The 20,323-nt window shown below is 55.9% G+C and carries 20 protein-coding genes; 9 read left to right on the top strand and 11 right to left on the bottom strand.

Annotated features, from left to right (window positions below; all coding sequences use genetic code 11):
- Window positions 1–4 precede the first annotated feature (4 nt).
- Window positions 5–718 (top strand): murein tripeptide amidase MpaA, encoded by a 714-nt coding sequence (gene mpaA / locus DVA43_RS04980; RefSeq protein WP_114314755.1) that lies wholly within the window; start codon window positions 5–7, stop codon window positions 716–718.
- Here mpaA and ycjG read toward each other — a convergent pair.
- Window positions 709–1,674 (bottom strand): L-Ala-D/L-Glu epimerase, encoded by a 966-nt coding sequence (ycjG, locus tag DVA43_RS04975; RefSeq protein WP_114314754.1) that lies wholly within the window; start codon window positions 1,672–1,674, stop codon window positions 709–711. The genes mpaA and ycjG overlap by 10 nt on opposite strands.
- Window positions 1,675–1,779: 105 nt before the next feature.
- On the opposite strand from ycjG, the gene tpx reads away from it, so the two are divergent.
- A complete protein-coding gene (gene tpx, locus DVA43_RS04970; RefSeq protein ID WP_103179860.1) occupies window positions 1,780–2,286 on the top strand; it encodes a thiol peroxidase in 507 nt (168 codons plus the stop codon).
- Between the two features lie 39 nt (window positions 2,287–2,325).
- Here the strand turns inward: tpx and DVA43_RS04965 are convergent, their stop codons facing one another.
- The gene (locus DVA43_RS04965; RefSeq protein ID WP_210406697.1) at window positions 2,326–3,531 is read right to left on the bottom strand and encodes a DNA-binding transcriptional regulator; all 1,206 of its coding nucleotides are present in this window, start codon (window positions 3,529–3,531) and stop codon (window positions 2,326–2,328) included.
- A gap of 211 nt (window positions 3,532–3,742) precedes the next feature.
- On the opposite strand from DVA43_RS04965, the gene DVA43_RS24875 reads away from it, so the two are divergent.
- Window positions 3,743–6,481, top strand: a complete 2,739-nt coding sequence (locus DVA43_RS24875) for a nucleoside hydrolase-like domain-containing protein (RefSeq protein ID WP_210406696.1) — start codon at window positions 3,743–3,745, stop codon at window positions 6,479–6,481.
- A 53-nt stretch (window positions 6,482–6,534) separates the two neighbouring features.
- Here DVA43_RS24875 and tyrR read toward each other — a convergent pair whose 3' ends face one another.
- From tyrR to pspA, 7 genes are all read right to left on the bottom strand, one after another.
- Window positions 6,535–8,076, bottom strand: a complete 1,542-nt coding sequence (gene tyrR / locus DVA43_RS04950; protein ID WP_114314753.1) for a transcriptional regulator TyrR — start codon at window positions 8,074–8,076, stop codon at window positions 6,535–6,537.
- A 128-nt stretch (window positions 8,077–8,204) separates the two neighbouring features.
- The gene (locus tag DVA43_RS04945; RefSeq protein WP_114314752.1) at window positions 8,205–9,254 is read right to left on the bottom strand and encodes a YcjF family protein; all 1,050 of its coding nucleotides are present in this window, start codon (window positions 9,252–9,254) and stop codon (window positions 8,205–8,207) included.
- On the bottom strand, window positions 9,251–10,648 hold the full coding sequence (locus DVA43_RS04940) for a YcjX family protein (RefSeq protein WP_114314751.1): 1,398 nt from the start codon (window positions 10,646–10,648) through the stop codon (window positions 9,251–9,253). Before DVA43_RS04940 ends, DVA43_RS04945 begins: the two co-directional genes overlap by 4 nt.
- A gap of 111 nt (window positions 10,649–10,759) precedes the next feature.
- Window positions 10,760–10,978 carry a phage shock protein PspD gene (gene pspD, locus DVA43_RS04935; protein ID WP_114314750.1) on the bottom strand — a complete coding sequence of 73 codons (219 nt, stop codon included), beginning with the start codon at window positions 10,976–10,978 and terminating at the stop codon, window positions 10,760–10,762.
- 14 nt (window positions 10,979–10,992) lie between these two features.
- Window positions 10,993–11,349 carry an envelope stress response membrane protein PspC gene (pspC, locus tag DVA43_RS04930; protein ID WP_114314749.1) on the bottom strand — a complete coding sequence of 119 codons (357 nt, stop codon included), beginning with the start codon at window positions 11,347–11,349 and terminating at the stop codon, window positions 10,993–10,995.
- On the bottom strand, window positions 11,349–11,573 hold the full coding sequence (gene pspB / locus DVA43_RS04925; RefSeq protein WP_103179865.1) for an envelope stress response membrane protein PspB: 225 nt from the start codon (window positions 11,571–11,573) through the stop codon (window positions 11,349–11,351). The genes pspC and pspB overlap by 1 nt, the downstream gene beginning before the upstream one ends.
- Window positions 11,574–11,624: 51 nt before the next feature.
- Entirely contained in the window at window positions 11,625–12,293 is a 669-nt protein-coding gene (gene pspA / locus DVA43_RS04920) for a phage shock protein PspA (protein WP_103822228.1), read from the bottom strand.
- A 167-nt stretch (window positions 12,294–12,460) separates the two neighbouring features.
- Between pspA and pspF the strand changes: the two genes are divergently transcribed.
- A complete protein-coding gene (pspF, locus tag DVA43_RS04915) occupies window positions 12,461–13,438 on the top strand; it encodes a phage shock protein operon transcriptional activator (RefSeq protein ID WP_114314748.1) in 978 nt (325 codons plus the stop codon).
- A gap of 88 nt (window positions 13,439–13,526) precedes the next feature.
- On the opposite strand, the gene DVA43_RS04910 is transcribed toward pspF, so the two are convergent.
- Together DVA43_RS04910 and DVA43_RS24460 are read right to left on the bottom strand one after the other, a co-directional pair.
- Window positions 13,527–14,015 carry an NUDIX hydrolase gene (locus tag DVA43_RS04910; protein WP_114314747.1) on the bottom strand — a complete coding sequence of 163 codons (489 nt, stop codon included), beginning with the start codon at window positions 14,013–14,015 and terminating at the stop codon, window positions 13,527–13,529.
- On the bottom strand, window positions 14,008–14,625 hold the full coding sequence (locus tag DVA43_RS24460; RefSeq protein WP_147271010.1) for a hypothetical protein: 618 nt from the start codon (window positions 14,623–14,625) through the stop codon (window positions 14,008–14,010). Before DVA43_RS24460 ends, DVA43_RS04910 begins: the two co-directional genes overlap by 8 nt.
- A gap of 383 nt (window positions 14,626–15,008) precedes the next feature.
- Between DVA43_RS24460 and sapA the strand changes: the two genes are divergently transcribed.
- Genes sapA through sapF form a run of 5 tightly spaced genes read left to right on the top strand, consistent with a single transcriptional unit; the run spans window position 15,009 to window position 20,288 of the window.
- Window positions 15,009–16,649 (top strand): ABC transporter substrate-binding protein SapA, encoded by a 1,641-nt coding sequence (gene sapA, locus DVA43_RS04900; RefSeq protein ID WP_114314745.1) that lies wholly within the window; start codon window positions 15,009–15,011, stop codon window positions 16,647–16,649.
- Window positions 16,646–17,611 carry a putrescine export ABC transporter permease SapB gene (sapB, locus tag DVA43_RS04895; RefSeq protein ID WP_103822231.1) on the top strand — a complete coding sequence of 322 codons (966 nt, stop codon included), beginning with the start codon at window positions 16,646–16,648 and terminating at the stop codon, window positions 17,609–17,611. Before sapA ends, sapB begins: the two co-directional genes overlap by 4 nt.
- Window positions 17,598–18,488 (top strand): putrescine export ABC transporter permease SapC, encoded by an 891-nt coding sequence (gene sapC / locus DVA43_RS04890; RefSeq protein WP_103822232.1) that lies wholly within the window; start codon window positions 17,598–17,600, stop codon window positions 18,486–18,488. The genes sapB and sapC overlap by 14 nt, the downstream gene beginning before the upstream one ends.
- The gene (gene sapD, locus DVA43_RS04885; RefSeq protein ID WP_103822233.1) at window positions 18,488–19,480 is read left to right on the top strand and encodes a putrescine export ABC transporter ATP-binding protein SapD; all 993 of its coding nucleotides are present in this window, start codon (window positions 18,488–18,490) and stop codon (window positions 19,478–19,480) included. The genes sapC and sapD overlap by 1 nt, the downstream gene beginning before the upstream one ends.
- Before the next feature lies 1 nt (window position 19,481).
- A complete protein-coding gene (gene sapF, locus DVA43_RS04880) occupies window positions 19,482–20,288 on the top strand; it encodes a putrescine export ABC transporter ATP-binding protein SapF (protein WP_103179872.1) in 807 nt (268 codons plus the stop codon).
- Window positions 20,289–20,323: the final 35 nt, after the last annotated feature.

Genomic DNA, 20,323 nt, shown 5'->3' with positions numbered 1-20,323 from the left:
CTCTATGTCACTTACCCGCCCAAGAACGGAACGTGGCGCTTTCCCGCCCGGGACCGAACATTACGGCCGCTCATACCTCGGCGCCCCCTTAATCTGGTTCCCTGCCCCGCAGGCCGATCGCAACAGCGGCCTGATCATTGCCGGAACCCACGGAGATGAAAATTCTTCGATTGTGACCCTCTCCTGCGCCCTGCGTACCCTGTCCCCGGCGCTGCGCCGCCACCATGTGGTATTAACCGTTAACCCGGACGGCTGTCAGTTGGGATTACGCGCCAATGCCCGTGGCGTGGATTTAAACCGTAACTTTCCGGCGGCCAACTGGCGGGAAGGCGAGACGGTTTACCGCTGGAACAGCTCAGCCAAAGATCGGGACGTGGTGTTACTGACGGGGGACAAGCCCGGTTCAGAGCCGGAAACCCAGGCACTGTGTCATCTGATCCACAAACTGCATCCGGCCTGGGTTGTCTCGTTTCACGATCCGCTGGCCTGCATTGAAGATCCCGCCCACACGGCCCTTGGGCGCTGGCTGGCAGATGCCTTTTCACTGCCGCTGGTCACCAGCGTCGGCTATGAGACGCCAGGCTCATTCGGCAGCTGGTGTGCCGATTTGAGCCTGCACTGCATCACCGCTGAATTCCCACCGATCTCCTCCGACGAGGCCAGCGAGAAATACCTGAAAGCGATGACCGATCTGTTGCGCTGGGAACCTCAGAGATGAACCACGCCGGTGCTGTAATGCAGCGCCGGAGAGACATCCACGGCAAGCCAGGTAGGGCCATCGAGATCGGCAAACTTCACCTCATTCGCCAGCGGCAGTGCGGCACCGATCGCTCGCGAGGTGCAGAGCATACAGCCGAGCATCAGTGAAAAACCACGTTGACGCGCCTCGGCGGCAAGGGAGAGCGCTTCGGTGATGCCGCCGGTTTTATCCAGCTTAATATTGACCATATCGTAACGCCCTTGCAGATCCGCCAGGCTCTCCCGGGTGTGGCAGCTCTCATCGGCGCAGATGGGCAGCGGATGAATAAAGTTCGCCAGTGCGGCGTCCTCACCCGCGGGCAAAGGTTGTTCGAGCATGGCGACATCCAGATCCGCCAGCAGCTGGCAGCGGGCAGCCAGTCCTTCGCTGCGCCAGGATTCGTTGGCGTCGACGATAAGCGTCGCCTGCGGCACGGCGCCGCGGATGGCGACCATCCGCTCGCTGATCAGACGATCGTCCAGCTTCACCTTCAGCAGACGCGCCCCGGCGTCATAGAGCGCTTTGGCACTGGCGGCCATCTGCGCGGGCTCACCGATGACCACCGTTTGCGCGGTGACCAGCGTCTGCGGCAGCGTCACGCCCGCCAGCGCCGCCAGAGAGATCCCCTGTTGACGGGCGGCTAAATCCCACAGGGCGCTGTCCACCGCGTTGCGTGCGGCACCGGCAGGCAATAACGTCTGTAGCGCTTCCCGGGTAAGGCCGCGCTCCAGTTCAGGCGCCAGCGCCATGATCTGCGCCATTACCGAGGCGATGCTTTCGCCATACCGGGGATAAGGCGTGCACTCCCCCACCCCTTTGACACCCTCTTCCTCTATCTCAACCACCACTACACAGGCCTCGCTCCGGGTTCCGCGGGAGATCACAAACGGCGTATGCAGTGGCCAGGCTTCTTCGTAAACCTTGAGGGTTCTCATCACTCACTCCTGTATAGCGGCTTCGCGCAAATAGGGTTTGCTGTGCTATCGGCTGATGACATACACTAACGGCGACGTTAACTATATGTAAACAGGAAGATAACTATGTCACAACTCGTTCATTTCCAGGGCAACCCGGTTTCTGTTGCAGGATCCATTCCTCAGAAAGGCAGCAAAGCGCAGGCGTTTACGCTCGTGGCAAAAGATCTGTCTGACGTCGTGCTGAGCCAGTTTGCCGGCAAGCGTAAAGTGCTGAACATTTTCCCAAGCATTGATACCGGCGTATGCGCCGCGTCTGTACGTAAATTCAACCAGCTGGCGACCGAAGTGGACAACACCGTTGTGCTGTGCATCTCTGCTGACCTGCCGTTCGCTCAGTCCCGTTTCTGCGGTGCTGAAGGTCTGAGCAACGTTATCACTCTGTCTACCCTGCGCAACCCGGAATTCCTGGAGCAGTATGGCGTGGGCATCTCTGAAGGCGCACTGAAAGGCCTGGCTGCACGTGCAGTTGTGGTGATCGACGAAAATGACACCGTCGTATTCAGTCACCTGGTGAATGAAATCACCACCGAGCCAGACTATGCTGCCGCGCTGGAATCGCTGAAGGCGTAACGGCAAAAATGACATGAGCCTGTACAGCATCGGCTCATGTCATTCATTTGACAAGTTTTCATATACCTCGTCACCTTCCTTTCGATACTCTACCGGCGTACACCCCATCTCCCGACGATAGACAGAATACATATACTGAAGTGACGTAAATCCGCTCTGCATAGCCACATCGGCATAACTCAGTTGCGTCTCCCGCAGCAAATTTTTTGAGCGCTCGAGTCTGAAGCTCAGTAATTCGTCGTGCAACGTTTTTCCGAGGGTACGCATAAAGTGCATGTCCAGGGTCGCGCGGGAACAGCCTACGTGCTCTGCAACCTGGGCGGCCTTGATCCCCTGGGTTCCGAACTGGCGGATGAAGTAGCGGGCACGCAAAATATAGGTATTCATTATAACGCTGTGCCGGGTAGACGCCTGGGCATTCACCCCTTCAGGCCCGACCATGACATGTTTTTCGCGCAGCGGTGTGCCCGTCAGCTGTCGGTGCAGCATCTCCGCGGCGGTGCGTCCCATCTGATGGGTACCCTGCGCAACCGAACTGATTGCGATGCGACTGAGGCTGCGCAACAACGGATCATCATCTATGCCGATAATAGCGATCTCTTCCGGCACGGCATAACCCGCGATAGAACACGCCTGAAGCACTTGTCTGGCGCGTGAATCCGTCACGGCGATGATACCAACAGGTTTAGGTAGCGTACCCAACCATCGGGCCAGATCCTCAAGAATGTTTTGCCACACCAGGGCGTGTGTCGGAATGCCTTCAAAGATCTCAGCCTGATGCCCGTCCGCCTCTACAAACTGGCGAAAGGCGTTTGCCCGTTCCACCGCCCAGGGGTTCATAATTGTCGGCTCGATGGAGTAACAGGCAAAGCGCGGAAGGCCCATGTCGATGAGATGTTGATACGCCAGCCTCACCAGCTCAACGTTATCCGACGCCACGTAAGGAAGAGAGCGGATCGTTGGGCTGCTCAACTGCCAGGAGCCGCCAATTCCCACCACCGGCATCTCTACCTTCGTCAGTAGCGATGTCAACAAAGGATCGTCGAAATCCGCAATGACGCCATCCCCTTTCCATTCGAGCAGGCTGGCCGGGGATGAGCGGAAATCCTCTTCCAGCAGGAAATCCCAGTGGATGCGGGTCGATTTCATGTACTTGCATATTCCTTCAATGATGCTCCTGCCATAGCGCCCTTTGGCCTTCAGCATCAGTGCCACCCGAAACATGTCATGCTTTCGCGACGCCATATCGTGATCCCTGAATATAGAGAGGAAATATCACCCTATCATAAGCCGAACGATGGCTGTAAAGATATTACTGCCCTTAACCTAATGTTATTAAAGAGTAATTTTACCATTTAGAAAAATCATAAACCGATTTTGCAGCAGAGTTATGCCAGGCTGTTTTCCGTTCCTGAAGTGCAAAAAAATAAAAACCTCTGGAGGAAATGACTCTGCTATGAAATTGCAAATAAACGGAAAACCTCTTTTCCTGTCGCTGACGTTGCTCTTACTGGTTGTCACGCATGTATCGTTCAACCAGGTCCGCGCCGCAGTCAGCCCGGAAAATAACATTGTGGCCGCTAAACCGCGGGTGATTGTCTCAACGGACATCGGCGGGACCGATTTTGACGATTACCAGTCGCTGGTCCACCTGCTGCTGTACGCAGATGCGATGCAGCTCGAAGGCCTGCTCTCCTCGCCGTGGGGGCCGGTACGAAACCGTGCGACGGAAATTCTGAAGACAATCGATCGGTATGAACAGGATTATCCGAATCTGAAAAGCTGGTCCAGTGATTACCCGACCCCGGATTACCTGCGCTCCATTACCCGACAAGGCGGGATGGATTCCGCGCCGCCCGAAGGCTTTAGTCAGCCCACTGATGCCTCAAAACTGATTATTGAAGCGGCAAAACGCCCCGATCCCCGGCCGCTGTGGATCCTGATCTGGGGAGGGATTGACGACCTGGCGCAGGCGCTTCATGACGACCCAACCATCAAGCAAAAAATCCGCGTCTACTATATCGGTGGCCCGAACAAGAAGTGGTCGACGTCCGCATACAATTATATTGTTCGCCATCACCCGGATCTGCACATCATTGAAAACAACTCCACCTATCGGGGCTGGTTCACGGGAGGCGATCAAACCAACGGTCTCGACGGCGCGACCTTTGTGGCTACGCATGTAAAAGGCCACGGCGCGCTGGGCGATTTCTTTAATTCCTACGGAGAGGGTCAATTAAAGATGGGCGATACGCCGTCGGTGGCTTATATCCTTGGGCCCAATCCCGACGATCCTCAACAAGAAAGCAAAGGCGGTGGACGGTTTGTGCGGGCATGGGATCGCCCTCTGTACACCTTCAAAGGCAGGCCAACCGCCTCCGACGTGGTGGAAACCTATGGCCTGGTTGAGCTGATCGTTCATCCCAAAGGGCAAGCGCCGGCGGGGACCACCGCAAATCTGGTCGTGCCAGCCTCCGGGAACAAAAGCGATCGTTTCCCGGGCTTCGCAGCAGCTGACGGGACGTGGCACTTCCGTTTCGTCCCGAAAGCATCCCAGACGTGGAAGTACACCATTGAATCTAACTGGGCCGGTCTGCAAGACCCGGTTGGCGGCAGCTTTACCTCAGCGTCCCCTGCGGCTTTACGGGCCACGCAGCCCTCTGGCCGCTATCCAAACTGGTGGACCGACAATCCTGATCCCGCGTTAAGCGAGGATGTGCCGCCTTTTGGCCCGCAGCAGGGTATCAAAACCATCAATCAGTGGCGCGCGACCTATCTGGCTGACTTTGCGTCTCGTATCGAACGGCTGAAGCCATCAACACCTGATGTAAAAGAGAGCAAACAACGTCTGTTCGTGTTAACCGATATCGGTGACGATCCCGATGACCAGATGTCCATGGTGCGCCTGATGACCTACGCTAACCAGGTGAACATTGAAGGCCTTGTCGCCACCTCTACCGGCAAAAATAAAGACCAGGTAGAACCACAACGCATCATCGATATCATCAAAGGTTACGGATTAGTCCGCGACAACCTGGAAAAACATGAGCCCGGTTTTCCGCTTGCGGACGATCTGCTTAAGGTCGTGGCTCAGGGCTTGCCAGTCCACAATATGGCCGCAGTGGGTGAAGGCAAAGACTCGACAGGATCGGAACTGCTCATTAAGGCCGTAGATCGCCAGGACGATCGGCCACTATGGGTGACGGTCTGGGGTGGCCCGAATGTGCTTGCGCAGGCGCTATGGAAAGTACGTCATACCCGTACGCCTGAAGAGCTTGAAAAGTTTGTTTCCAGACTTCGCGTCTACGCCATCTCCGATCAGGACGACAGCGGTCCCTGGATCCGCAAAATGTTCCCGTCGCTGTTTTACATCGTCTCCCCGGGGCAAAACGCCGGGGGCGGTTTTCACCACGCTACCTGGATTGGCATCGGCGGTGACTATTTCCATGGCCGTTTCGCCGGGGCGGATTATCAGCTGGTAACCAACGAATGGCTGGATAAAAATGTGCGCAGCAAAGGCCCCTTAGGGGCAGAGTACCCGCGCTGGAAGTTTATGATGGAGGGGGACACGCCATCATTTTTGAATCTCATTCATAATGGCTTGTCCGATCCTGAACATCCTGACTGGGGTGGCTGGGGCGGTCGTTACGAGCTCTATACGCCGCATAAAGAGCGTTGGTTTATGGCTCAGGAGACGCGCCCGATTTGGACCAATGCGCAAGATGAAGTGCTGGGCTTTGATAATCGCTGGCACACCACTAACCATGCAACAATCTGGCGCTGGCGTGGGGCTTATCAAAATGACTTTGCCGCCCGAATGGACTGGACCATCAAGCCCTACAGTGAGGCCAATCATCCGCCGGTACCAAAACTTGATCACCCTGCCACCCTGACGGTGAAGAAAGGGCAGCGGGTGGAGCTCAGCGCAATGGGCTCCACCGATCCCGACGGTGATGCCCTCTCCTATGAATGGTTTGTCTATGCGGAGGCGGGAACGCGCGTATTATCAAATGCGGCCACCGGGGTCATGTTAGACATTAAAAACGCTGACCAGCCAAAGGCCTGGTTCGATGTCACCGATGCCCGGGTGATGCCACCGGGAACAGGTACGATGCATATCATTCTGGCCGTGACCGATCATGGCACGCCGCGCTTAACCCGCTACAAGCGCGTGATTGTCAACGTGGTGCCATAACCCCTCAAGCGGCGGGCCGAATGCCTGCCGCTTCACTTATGTACTGACAGGCGCTACTCGTCACCTTTCTTCTGGCTCAGACCATATTCGCGCAGCTTGTTGGCGATGGCGGTGTGAGACACGCCCAACCGTTTCGCCAGCTTGCGGGTGCTGGGATAGTTACGATACAGCTGTGTCAGCACCGAGCGTTCAAAGCGGCTGGTAATGTCATCCAGCGATCCTTCCATCGCCTCTTCCCCTACCGCCACCGTTCCGGCGTCGTAGTCCGGCAATAAGATATCCTGCGGCCGCAGCTCATAGCCTTCAAGCTGGGTCAGGGCACGATAGATCGCATTTTTCAGCTGACGAATATTCCCCGGCCAGCCGTAACGGGTAAGAACCGTATTCAGATCGGCTGAGAACTTCGGTCTTGGGATACCCTGCTCATCGGCAAAGCGCGCCACAAACAGCTCGGTCAACGGCATGATGTCCTGGGGGCAATCGCGCAGCGGCGGAATATTGAGGGTCAGCACGTTGAGGCGATAATAGAGATCTTCCCGGAACATCCCCTTCTGCACCAGCTCCACCAGGTTCTTCTGGGTGGCGCAGATGACGCGCACGTCCACATGCACCTCATGATCTTCCCCTACCCGGCGGAAGGTGCCGTCATTGAGGAAACGCAGCAGTTTGGCCTGCATCCGCGGTGACATTTCGCCAATCTCATCCAGCAGCACCGAGCCGCCGTTGGCCTGCTCAAAGAAGCCTTTCTTGCCTTCCGGCGCGTGGCCGAACAGCTCGCTTTCGACGGCATCTTCCGGAATAGAAGCGCAGTTGAGGGCCAGATATGGTTTGCTCGCCCGCGGCCCCGCCTGATGTACCGCATGGGCCAGCAGATCTTTGCCGGTGCCGGTGTCGCCGGTGATCAGCAGCGGCGCGGCAAGGTTCGCCAGCTTACGCGCCTGCTCTACCACGTGGCGCATTTTCGGGCTGACGGCAATAATCTGGCTGAAGGCGCCCGTATCCTGGCTCGACAGGTTTTGCAGTTGACGCCCCATACGGACCGTTGAGCGCAGCATGATCACTGATCCGGTCAGGGTTCTGTCGTCGTTATCGCCCTGCAGATAGACCGGGGTGAGCTCCATCAGGAAGTTTTGCCCGTTAATAATCACATGCTCGCTGTGGGTCGAGCGCGGATTGCTCTCCAGCCAGCGCTGGAAATTGAAGCCGGGGATCAGCTGGGCGGCGTTGTGGTTACTCAGTTTCTCCGGCTCCAGCGCAAACAGCTGGCAGCTCGCCTGATTAGCCCGATCGATTTTGCCTTTCAGATCCAGGGATAAAAAGGGTTCGGGCATCGCTTCCAGCAGCGCGCTAAGGGCCAGGTGCTCGCGCTCGGAGGGCATCCACGGCACGGTACGCACATCCGTAACGCCAGCGATACGGCGGATTTCAGCCATTAAGCTGCTGAATGTTTCGAAAGCAATTTCAGCAAAATTCAGGTAAATCTTCCCGATTGGGTCAATCTCAATTCCGCGCAGGTCAATACTCCGCAAAACAAGGAGATCGAGCAGCTCGCGAGTCAGGCCGAGACGGTCCTTACAAAACACTTCCAGACGCATGGGAAAATCACTCTATAAGCCATTAACTCTGAAATGATAAGCCAGATATCTGCAATCGGGAAGATGGCTGTCAACAAATATTGACAGCCTGTGACCATAGTGACGGAATTTTGTGCGAGGAAGCGAGCTTACTGCGGTTTTTTATTGAGGGTATCTTTCAACTGGCCGATTAATTCCCGACGGAAATCCCCCAGCCGGGGTTTATCATCCGCTGTCCACGGCAGTGGACGGCACAATTCCATCGCTTTGATCCCCAGCCGCGCGGTGAGCAATCCTGCACCAATTCCCTGCGCCGCACGGGCCGAAAGGCGAGCGGCCAGATCCTGCGACATCCAGTCCATCCCCACCTCGCGCACCAGCTCACTGGCCCCGGCGAAAGCCATGTTCAGCAGCACCAGGCGGAACAGGCGCAAGCGGCTATAATAGCCTAGTTCAATGCCGTACAGGGTGGCGATGCGGTTAATCAGGCGCAGGTTGCGCCAGGCTATAAAAGCCATATCCACCAGCGCCAGCGGGCTGACGGCAATCATCAGCGTTGATTCGGCCGCCGAGCGGCTGATCTCCCGCCGGGCCTGGCTGTCCAGCACCGGCTGAACGAGGTGGGCATACAGCGATACCACTTCGCGATCGTTTTGCGTTTCGTGAATGGCGGCGTACCAGCGCTGCAGCGCCGGATGAGACTGATCGAGCCCGGCCTGTTTCGCCAGTTTTTCACAAAATGCCCGTCCGTTACCGGTGCCGTGGCTGTGCAGCAGATCCCGGGCTTCATCACGCTCGTGAGCACGCTGGCGCAGTCGCCATAAACGGCGCCATTCGGTGGCAACAGAGCCCACGCCCGCGCCGACGATAAGCGCACCTGCCGCGCATCCCCCCAGCGCCACCCAGTCCTGGGGTTGCCAGGCGTTGATTGCCCACTGCACGCCTTGCCCTACTACCGCAGCGCCCGCCAGCATCAGGCCCGCGCTGACCATTTTGCGCCACAGGCTACGTTTAGGTCGCAAAGCGGCCTCGACGACGGCTTCGGCTTGTCCTTCTTCGGCGGGGAGCATATCGGTCATCACCGGCGCGAAGTTTCCGGCCTGAGCGTCATCAAACGTTTGTGCCGCTTTGAAGGCCTCGCGATCCTCCTCTTCCAGAGTGCCGGTAAAATCCATTCGCGGTTTTAAGGGTTCGGTCATCGCAATTTATCTCCGATTAAAAACTCCAGCGCGGCATCCAGGCGAATATGCGGCAGCGGCTGGTCTACATTCATCGTCTGCGGGCGGAAGGCTTCAAACTGAAACCCCTGCTTTTGCCAGAATGCCTGGCCCGGCAGCCGGGCGGGAACCTCGCCAGGGTAGACCGTCAGCGGGGTGCCATCGCTCAGACGGTGGCCGCGCAGCGCCGGGATCTTCTCGCCATTAACGTCAATCAGGCCGCTCTGGGTAGCCTGTACCGAGGCCAGCCCCAGGCAGTCCATGCTAATCCCCTCGAAGGCGGCGTTCTGCCAGGCATCTTGCACCAGCTGCTGGAGGAGCGACACCATATTGGCATGCTGATCCACCGTCACGTGATCCGCCTTGGTGGCGGCAAACAACAGTTTGTCGATCACCGGGGAGAAGAGACGCCGGAACAGCGTGCGCTGCCCGTAGTGGAAGCTCTGCATCAGTTGGGTGAGCGCGAGGCGCATGTCGTTGAAAGCCTGAGGGCCGCTGTTGAGCGGCTGGAGGCAATCCACCAGCACAATCTGGCGGTCGAAGCGTAAAAAGTGGTTGGTGTAAAACCCCTTCACCACTTTTTCGCAGTAGTAGTTGAAACGCTCGCGCAACATCCCGGCGTTGGTATGTTTGTCCGCCTGGGCAAGCTTCGATTCACCAAAAGCCTCCACGTCCGGCCACGGGAAAAATTGCAGCGCCGGGGCACCCGCCATATCTCCCGGCAGCACAAAGCGACCCGGCTGGATAAAGTGCAGCCCCTCTTTCTTACATTGATGCAGATAATCGGTCCAGGCTTCTGAAATGGCCGCCAGCCGGTTTTCATCGGCGGGTGCCAGTGGATCCAGCCCCTCACACAGGGAGCGCCAGCGGGCGGACCACGCCGCGCGGGGCCCCTGTAACAGGCCCGTCATCTGCCGCGACCAGCTGAGATAGTCCTGGGTCAGCATCGGCAGGTCGAGCAGCCATTCGCCGGGATAGTCGACAATCTCCAGATAGAGGGTGGAGGTCTCTTTAAAGTGACGAAGCAGCGAGTCGTTGGAGCGGTACCGTAACGCCAGGCGGATTTCACTCACCCCGCGGGTGGGCGTTGGCCAGGTTGGCGGCGTGCCGTAAAGCTGGGCCAGCCCTTCGTCGTAGGTGAAACGGGGAATACCAAAATCACGCTGAGGAACGCGCTTTACGCCAAGCAGGCGCTCTTCGCGCACCGCGCTCAACAGCGGCAAGCGCGCCCCGGCATGCAGGTTAAGGAGTTGATTCACCATCGCCGTGATAAAGGCGGTTTTGCCGCTGCGGCTCAGTCCGGTGACCGCCAGGCGCAGATGACGGTCAACCCCACGATTCACCAGAGAATTAAGTTCATTTTTAAGTCGCTTCATCGCCGTCCTTTTCTGCCTGAAGGAATTATTGTTATGAGAAATATGACATGGGGATAAGGAGAAAGGAATAAAAGCGCCGCAACGGCACGTCCAGCGCTGTGCCGTTGCGGTCTATTTCAATTTACCGGAAAGCCGGGTGGCGAGCTTTTTCAGCATCGGCTCCAGCGCCACCGCCAGCAGCATCCGCATGGGTTTACGGGCGACCGATTTAATCGCCCAACCCGCCACGCCTGCCGGGCCGTAACGCAGTGCAGTCAGTAATACCAGCTTCCCTGCGATTTTCAGGCCCGGCTTGACGCGATGTCCGGCCTGTTGCCAGCGTTGATTCATATCAATTCTCTCAGTTAAAGCTGACGAAAACGGCTTCGCAGCGTGAAGGTATCCGAGGTGACATACCGCTCCATTTCGCGCAGACGTTTTTCGCCTGCCGACAGCTCAGCATCCACCGCATCCAGTAATTCACTGCTGGTGGGTGCATTCTCATCGCCCATCGCACCGTCCGGCATCGGATCCAGCACGAAGGACAAAATGATATAGGCCACCAGGGTAATAAACGCCAGACCAAAGAAAATGGAGAGTACCGTTACCACACGCACCAGTTTCACCGGCACGTCGAGGTAGTGCGCCAGTCCGGCGCAGACGCCGCGCAACATCCCCTGCTGAGGGATACGCCACAATTTTTTATTCAGATTCAGTGCCATTAGCGATCCCTCCAGTTAGGATGTTCCGCATCCAGGATCGCCTCCAGCGCCTGGATACGTTCGCGCATTTTATTTGCGTCCTGAGTTAATTGCGCCAGGCGCTGTTGTTCGCTTTGCGACAGCTCTCCCCTTGAAGAACGGTTACTGTAGTGCAGCCACAACCAGATCGGCAGAACAAACAGCACGAAAATGGTCAGCGGAATGGCAAGAAAAAGCGCGCTCATGTCTACTCCTTGTCTTATGAGTGGCGGCGCCGACGGGCGCCGCAGTCGTTATTATTGATTGTCTTGTTTCATTTTGGCCTTCAGCGCGGCCAGTTGCTCGCTGATTTCATCATCCGCTTTCAGATCGGCAAACTGCTGATCCAGCGTTTTCTGTTTGCCAAAGCTGTGGCTTTCCGCTTCCGCTTCCATCTGATCGATACGACGCTCAAACGACTCGAAACGGGCCATGGCTTCGTCAATCTTGCCGCTGTCGAGCTGACGGCGCACGTCACGGGACGAGCTTGCTGCCTGGTGACGCAGTGTCAGAGCCTGTTGGCGGGCGCGGGTTTCGCTCAGCTTGTTCTCCAGCTCCGCAATCTCTTTTTTCATGCGGGCAAGGGTTTCATCCACCAGGGTGACTTCCTGCTCCAGGGTAGCGACAATATCGGTCAGTTTCTGCTTTTCAATCAGCGCAGAACGGGCGAGGTCCTCTTTATCTTTGCGCAGCGCCAGCTCCGCTTTTTCCTGCCATTCGGCCTGCTGGGCGGTCGCCTGTTCAATACGGCGGGAAAGCTGCTTTTTCTCAGCCAGCGCACGGGCGGAGTTAGAGCGCACTTCCACCAGCGTATCTTCCATCTCCTGAATCATCAGACGAACCAGCTTCTGTGGATCCTCTGCTTTCTCCAGCAGTGAGTTGATGTTGGCGTTCACGATGTCGGCAAAACGAGAAAAAATACCCATAATTGAATCCTCATATTTTCTGTTATCGGGCTGAGCCCTGCTGCATAGTTAATACAATTCCCGTGCCAGTTTTATATCTCATTGATTTAACACATGGTGATTGCTTTTTTGCCCGCTACGCCCTACTCTCACTTAGTGAATTACACCAATAAGTGGTCAATTACATCATGGCTGAATTTAAAGATACGTTACTCGGGGAGGCTAACAGCTTTCTCGAAGTGCTGGAGCAGGTATCCAGGCTGGCACCGCTGAATAAACCGGTGCTGATTATCGGCGAGCGCGGCACCGGCAAGGAGCTGATTGCCAACCGGCTACACTACCTCTCCGGTCGCTGGGATGGACCGTTTATCTCCCTGAACTGCGCCGCGCTGAACGAAAATCTGCTGGATACGGAACTGTTTGGTCATGAGGCGGGCGCCTTTACCGGGGCGCAGCGTCGCCATCCCGGTCGCTTCGAGCGCGCCGATGGCGGCACGTTGTTTCTTGATGAGCTGGCGACCGCGCCGATGCTGGTGCAGGAAAAACTGCTGCGCGTCATTGAGTATGGCGAGCTGGAGCGCGTGGGCGGCAGCCAGCCTTTACAGGTCAACGTGCGGCTGGTGTGCGCCACTAACGCCAATCTGCCGGAGATGGTCGAGCAGGAGAAGTTTCGCGCCGACCTGCTGGATCGGCTGGCGTTTGATGTCGTTAACCTGCCGCCGTTGCGCGAGCGACGCAGCGATATCATGCTGCTGGCGGAGCAGTTTGCCATTCAGATGTGTCGTGAGCTTGGGCTGCCCCTTTTTCCCGGCTTCAGTCAGCACGCTCGCGAAACGCTGCTGGATTACCGCTGGCCGGGCAATGTCCGCGAACTGAAAAACGTGGTGGAGCGCTCCGTCTACCGCCACGGTAGCAGCGAGACAGAGCTGGATGAAATTGTGATCGATCCCTTTCAGCGTCCCGCACAGCCCTCTGTCAGCAAACCGCTTACCACGGGTATACCTACCCTGCCCCTCGATTTGCGTCTGTTCCAGCTGGAGCAGGAGAAGCTGTTGCTGGAGCAGAGCCTGCGCGAGGCACAATTTAATCAGAAACGCGCGGCTGAACTGCTGGGGCTGACCTACCATCAGTTAAGGGCATTGCTCAAAAAGCATCAGATGCGCTGATCGTAAATCACTTGCAGTTAATGACTCGTAGTTTTGCTGTTTACACTACGAGTAATGATTATTTAGGCTTGTTTAATCTTGATCTTTTTTAAAGATTTTTATTTCTTGCTTGAAGCAGCATTAAGGATGCCAAAGTAAAATTATCCTTTATTTTATCTTCTTTTATAAGCGAAATAATTTCGTCGTAAGTGTAAAAACAACATCCCCGGATACCTTCACTTGACTGTAAAGATAGTTGAAAAGGCTCCTCCACTTTGCAGACAATTGCTTGAATATTATCTGCTATTAATCCTGAGTCAGTAACTAATTCACCTAATACATAGCTGTTAAGTGAGTTAAGACTTAGCTCTTCTTTTAACTCGCGCTCTCCACCTTCTACATGAGATTCGCCTTTTTCAATAAATCCTCTAGGAAACTCAATGAGAACATTTCCATTCCTTGAATGCTGAATTAAAGCGTATTTCCCATTGCATTCGGGGATGACAACAACCCCACCATGCTTTTGGGAGATTCTCAGGTGCCCCAACTCGTCAAGAAAAACCTTTAAGTAACTATTTTCAAAGATATTACTATTCAAAATTCACAATCCAGGTCGTTTGGTCCGCCGAGCGCTTTAAGATTAGCATAGTATTATATAAGTAATATGCAACGTAGCCCAGGTAAAATAATATCTCACAAAAAATGATTAAATCCTTATCATTGATTTTTAATACAGAAAACACTTCCTTTACCAACATGACTATCGGAAAACCCGAAATCAGCACCATGCCAAAAATAACCCTATTCTCAACACCAGAAAACATTTCGACAATTCTCATTTTATTATATTTTTTCTTTCTAGCCTCATAAAAAGATTTAATCTCAGCATTAACGCCATTCAATTCAAAGATATCTTTAGCGATAACCTTATTTAACGCGAGAGCAGCGTTAGCATATTGCATATGCCAGGAACGTAGCCCAGATAAAGTTCTGATAGTCATTCCGCTGATCAGGCATATCACCACATTAAAAAACACCGGAGAATATGCACTCACCATTAATTTGCTAATTGCCGAGTACGATCCAAAATAAAATGATATAACAACCAGATAAAAAGCTATTGTCTGATCCCGCTTTGTCGATTGCTCTCTTAAGTGCTCATTGCATCGTTCATACACCGAAAGTAAAAAATCTTTTGAGACTGACATTAAAACCTCTATGTTCAAAGAATTACGTTGATACTAATCCATTCTATAACAGCAAGGCTCGAGGTTGCATAAAATGTTAACGTCCATTTTACAAATTGATTTGTCTATTCTCCATTCATCAATCCTTGATATGTCGCCATGCTGGTGGCAACCCTCGGAAGAGAATCCCTTGTTTTATATGAGTCAAGCGGGCCCTTAAAATGCTAAGATGAATGATGAGATTTAGTCGAAGCAGGTGGCAGGTTCACGTTTTGAGCAGGTACGAGAACGCAACAATGATCGTCAAGCATGCCACCTCATCCTACCTCAAAACGCAAACGTTCATGGCAAATGTCATTTACTATTAGTAAGATAACGTAATTATACTCAATTCCTTAAAAATTATGCGACTGGTTTTCTCGTCCCTGATTGCGTTCGGTCTGTTAAGCAGCCAGGCGTTTGCCGCGCCTGAGCTGGCAGAGCGCGCGGATATTCGCGACAGCGGCTTTGTCTACTGTGTAAGTGGGCAGGTCAACACCTTCAACCCGCAAAAGGCGAGCAGCGGCCTGATCGTCGATACCCTCGCCGCCCAGCTCTATGACCGCCTGCTGGATGTGGATCCCTATACCTATCGCCTGGTGCCGGAACTGGCCGAGAGCTGGCAAGTGCTGGACAACGGTGCCACCTACCGTTTTCGCCTGCGCGACGATGTGAACTTCCAGAGCACGCCGTGGTTTAAACCTACCCGTAAACTCAATGCGGATGACGTGGTCTTTACCTTCCAGCGCATTTTTAACCGCAACCATCCGTGGCACTACATCAACGGCGGTAATTTCCCCTACTTCGACAGTCTGCAATTTGCCGATACGGTGAAGAATGTCCGCAAGCTGGATAGCCGTACGGTAGAGTTCACCCTGGCGCGGCCGGATGCCTCCTTCCTGTGGCATCTGGCGACGCACTATGCCTCGGTGATGTCCGCGGAATATGCCACACAGCTCACCCTGAAGGACAAAATGGAGTTGATGGACCGCCAGCCCGTAGGAACCGGACCGTTCCAGGTTGAAGAGTACCGGGCCGGGCAGTACGTGCGCCTGCAGCGCCATGAGAAATTCTGGCGCGGCACGCCGCTGATGCCGCAGGTAGTGGTCGATTTAGGTTCCGGCGGTACCGGGCGGCTGTCGAAACTGCTCACCGGCGAATGTGATGTTCTGGCATGGCCCGCCGCCAGCCAGCTGACCATCCTGCGTGACGACCCGCGTCTGCGCCTGACCCTGCGCCCGGGCATGAATATCGCTTATCTGGCCTTTAACACCAACAAGCCGCCGCTGGACAACCCGGCGGTACGCCATGCCCTGGCGCTGGCGATCAATAACCAGCGTCTGATGCAGTCCATTTATTACGGTACTGCGGAAACGGCCGCCTCAATCTTGCCCCGCGCCTCGTGGGCCTACGATAGCGAGGCTAAAATTACCGAATACAACCCGGAAAAATCACGCGAACAGCTCAAAGCGCTGGGGGCAGAAAACCTCACCCTGCAACTGTGGGTGCCCACCAGCTCCCAGGCCTGGAACCCTAGCCCGTTAAAAACCGCAGAGCTGCTCCAGGCTGACCTGGCCCAGGTGGGGGTCAAGGTGGTGATTGTTCCGGTAGAAGGTCGTTTTCAGGAGGCGCGCCTGATGGACATGAACCACGATCTCACCCTGTCAGGCTGGGCGACAGACAGTAACGACCCGGACAGCTTCTTCCGTCCGCTCCTGAGCTGTGCGGCCATTGATTCGCAGACCAACTATGCCCACTGGTGCAACCGCGAGTTTGACAGCATTCTGCGCAAGGCGCTGTCGACCCAGCAGCTGGCGGCACGTATCGATGCCTATGATGAAGCGCAGATTATTCTGGCCAAAGAGCTGCCGGTGCTGCCCCTGGCCTCCTCCCTGCGTCTGCAGGCGTACCGTTACGATATCAAAGGCCTGGTGCTCAGCCCGTTTGGAAATGCGTCGTTTGCGGGCGTCTCCCGCGAGAAACAAGAAGAGGTGAAAAAACCGTGATTATTTTTACCTTACGTCGGTTGCTGTTGCTGCTGATCACCCTCTTCTTTCTGACCTTAGTGGGTTTTAGCCTGAGCTATTTTACCCCGCACGCGCCGCTACAGGGTGCGTCGCTGTGGAATGCGTGGTGGTTCTGGTTTGAAGGGGTACTGCACTGGGACTTTGGCGTCTCCAGCATTAACGGCCAGCCCATCGCCGAGCAACTGAAAGAGGTCTTCCCCGCCACCATGGAGCTCTGCATCCTGGCGTTCGGTTTTGCGCTGATGGTGGGGATCCCGGTCGGGATGCTCGCCGGGATAACCCGCAGTAAATGGCAGGACAAGCTGATCAGCGCGATCGCCCTGCTCGGGTTTTCGGTTCCCGTCTTCTGGCTGGCGCTGCTGTTAACGCTCTTTTTCTCGCTGACGCTCGGCTGGCTGCCGGTCTCCGGACGTTTTGACCTGCTCTATGCGGTAAAAACCGTCACCGGATTCGCCATTATTGACGCCTGGCTCTCAGATTCGGTCTGGCGGCATGAGATGATCATCAGCGCCGTGCGCCACATGGTGTTGCCGGTGCTGGCCCTGGCCGTGGCACCGACCACGGAGGTGATTCGCCTGATGCGCATCAGCACCAGCGAGGTGTTTGACCAGAACTATGTTAAAGCGGCCGCCACACGCGGGTTGTCACGACTGACGATTTTACGTCGCCATGTGCTGCATAATGCGCTACCGCCGGTGATCCCGCGTCTCGGGCTGCAGTTCTCAACCATGCTGACGCTGGCCATGATCACCGAAATGGTCTTTAGCTGGCCAGGCCTCGGGCGCTGGCTGATTAACGCCATTCGCCAGCAGGATTATGCCGCTATCTCTGCCGGCGTGATGGTGATTGGCGCGCTGGTGATTATTGTGAACGTGTTATCTGATATTTTGGGCGCTATGGCTAACCCACTGAAACATAAGGAATGGTATGCCTTACGATAGCGTATACAGTGAAAAGCGCACGCCCGGTGCGTTACGCACCGTGTGGCGAAATTTCTACGGCGACGCCATGGCGATGATCGGCCTGTACGGCTGCGGCGGCCTGGTGCTGCTGTGCATCCTGGGTTCCTGGTTTGCGCCGTATGGCATCGATCAGCAGTTCCTCGGCTATCAGCTGTTACCGCCATCCTGGTCCCGCTACGGTGAAGTCTCCTTCTTCCTGGGCACCGACGACCTCGGGCGCGATGTGTTAAGCCGTCTGTTGAGCGGCGCCGCGCCGACGGTAGGCGGCGCCTTTGTGGTCACCCTGGCCGCCACGCTGTGCGGCCTGGTACTGGGCATTGTCGCCGGGGCTACTCACGGCCTGCGATCGGCGGTGATGAACCATATTCTCGATACGCTGCTGTCGATCCCGTCGCTGCTGCTGGCGATCATTGTGGTGGCCTTCGCCGGTCCGCATCTGACGCACGCCATGTTTGCTGTCTGGCTGGCGCTACTGCCGCGCATGGTACGTTCGGTCTACAGCCTGGTGCATGATGAGCTGGAAAAAGAGTATGTGGTGGCCGCCCGTCTCGATGGCGCCACCACCATGAATATTCTGTGGTTTGCAGTGCTGCCCAATATCGCCTCGGGCATGGTTACGGAAATTACCCGTGCCCTGTCGATGGCGATCCTGGATATCGCCGCGCTCGGTTTTCTCGATCTGGGCGCTCAACTGCCCTCCCCGGAATGGGGCGCGATGCTGGGCGACGCGCTGGAGCTGATCTATGTGGCCCCCTGGACGGTGATGCTGCCGGGTGCTGCAATTATGGTTAGCGTATTACTGGTGAACCTGCTTGGCGACGGGATCCGTCGCGCCATTGTGGCGGGGGTGGAATAATGCCGTTACTGGATATTCGCAATCTGACGATTGAACTTAAAACCGGCGAAGGCTGGGTCAAAGCGGTCGATCGCGTCAGTATTACCCTGAGCGAAGGCGAAATTCGCGGGCTGGTGGGGGAATCGGGCTCAGGCAAAAGCCTGATTGCCAAAGCGATTTGCGGCGTGGCGAAGGATAACTGGCGCGTCACCGCTGACCGTATGCGCTTTGATGATATCGACCTGCTGCGCCTCTCCGTCCGCGAACGACGCAAGCTGGTGGGCCACAACGTGTCGATGATCTTTCAGGAGCCGCAATCCTGTCTCGATCCGTCGGAGCGGGTAGGCAAACAGCTGATGCAGAACATTCCCGCCTGGACCTATAAAGGCCGCTGGTGGCAGCGTTTTGGCTGGCGTAAACGCCGGGCTATTGAGCTGTTGCACCGGGTGGGGATCAAAGATCATAAAGACGCCATGCGCAGCTTCCCCTATGAGCTGACGGACGGTGAGTGTCAGAAAGTGATGATTGCCATCGCGCTGGCTAACCAGCCGCGCCTGTTGATTGCGGATGAACCGACCAACGCGATGGAGCCGACCACCCAGGCGCAAATCTTCCGCCTGCTCACCCGGCTTAATCAGAACAACAACACCACTATTTTGCTGATCAGCCATGACCTGCAGATGCTGAGTAAATGGGCGGATAAGATTGATGTGATGTACTGCGGTCAGACCGTGGAGACCGCTGGCAGCGAGGATCTGATCACCACGCCGCATCATCCGTACACCCAGGCGCTGATCCGTGCGATACCGGATTTTGGCAGCCCTATGCCGCATAAAAGTCGCCTGAATACCCTGCCGGGGGCTATCCCGCTGCTGGAGCACCTGCCGATTGGCTGTCGCCTGGGGCCACGCTGTCCTTATGCCCAGCGTAAGTGCATTGAAACGCCGCGCCTGGCCGGGCCGAAGAACCATCTGTTTGCCTGCCATTTCCCGCTGAACATGGAGAAAGAGTGACATGGTCGAAACCCTGCTGGAAGTGCGCAACCTGAGTAAAACCTTTCGCTACCGCACCGGCTTATTTCGCCGTCAAACCGTTGAAGCGGTAAAACCGCTGAGTTTCACCCTGCGTGAAAAGCAGACCCTGGCGATCATCGGTGAGAACGGTTCAGGGAAATCGACGCTGGCGAAGATGCTGGCCGGGATGATTGAACCCTCGGACGGTGAAGTCCTGATTGACGACCATCTGCTGAAATTTGGCGATTACTCGTTCCGCAGCCAGCGGATCAGGATGATTTTTCAGGATCCCTCCACCTCGCTGAACCCGCGCCAGCGTATCTCACAGATCCTCGATTTCCCGCTGCGGCTCAATACCGATCTGGAACCTGAAGCGCGACGTAAGCAGATCATCGATACCCTGCGCATGGTCGGACTGCTGCCGGATCACGTCAGCTATTATCCGCACATGCTGGCGCCGGGGCAGAAGCAGCGTTTGGGTCTTGCCCGCGCGCTGATCCTGCGCCCGAAAGTGATCATCGCTGACGAAGCGCTGGCCTCGCTGGATATGTCGATGCGTTCACAACTTATCAACCTGATGCTGGAGTTGCAGGAGAAACAGGGTATCTCGTATATCTACGTCACCCAGCATCTGGGGATGATGAAGCACATCAGCGATCAGGTGCTGGTGATGCACGAAGGCTCAGTGGTGGAGCGCGGCAGTACCGCCTCGGTGCTGGCCGCTCCGCTCCACGATCTGACTAAACGTTTAATTGCCGGGCATTTTGGCGAAGCCTTAACCGCCGATGCCTGGCGAAAAGATCGCTGACCTGCCCCGTATGGAGTGGTCGGATTAACACTGTA

This window comes from Leclercia sp. W6 (assembly GCF_003336345.1).
Lineage (GTDB): Bacteria > Pseudomonadota > Gammaproteobacteria > Enterobacterales > Enterobacteriaceae > Enterobacter.
The sequence above is the reverse complement of the archived record's forward strand: the minus strand, read 5'-3'. Positions and strand labels throughout refer to the sequence as shown.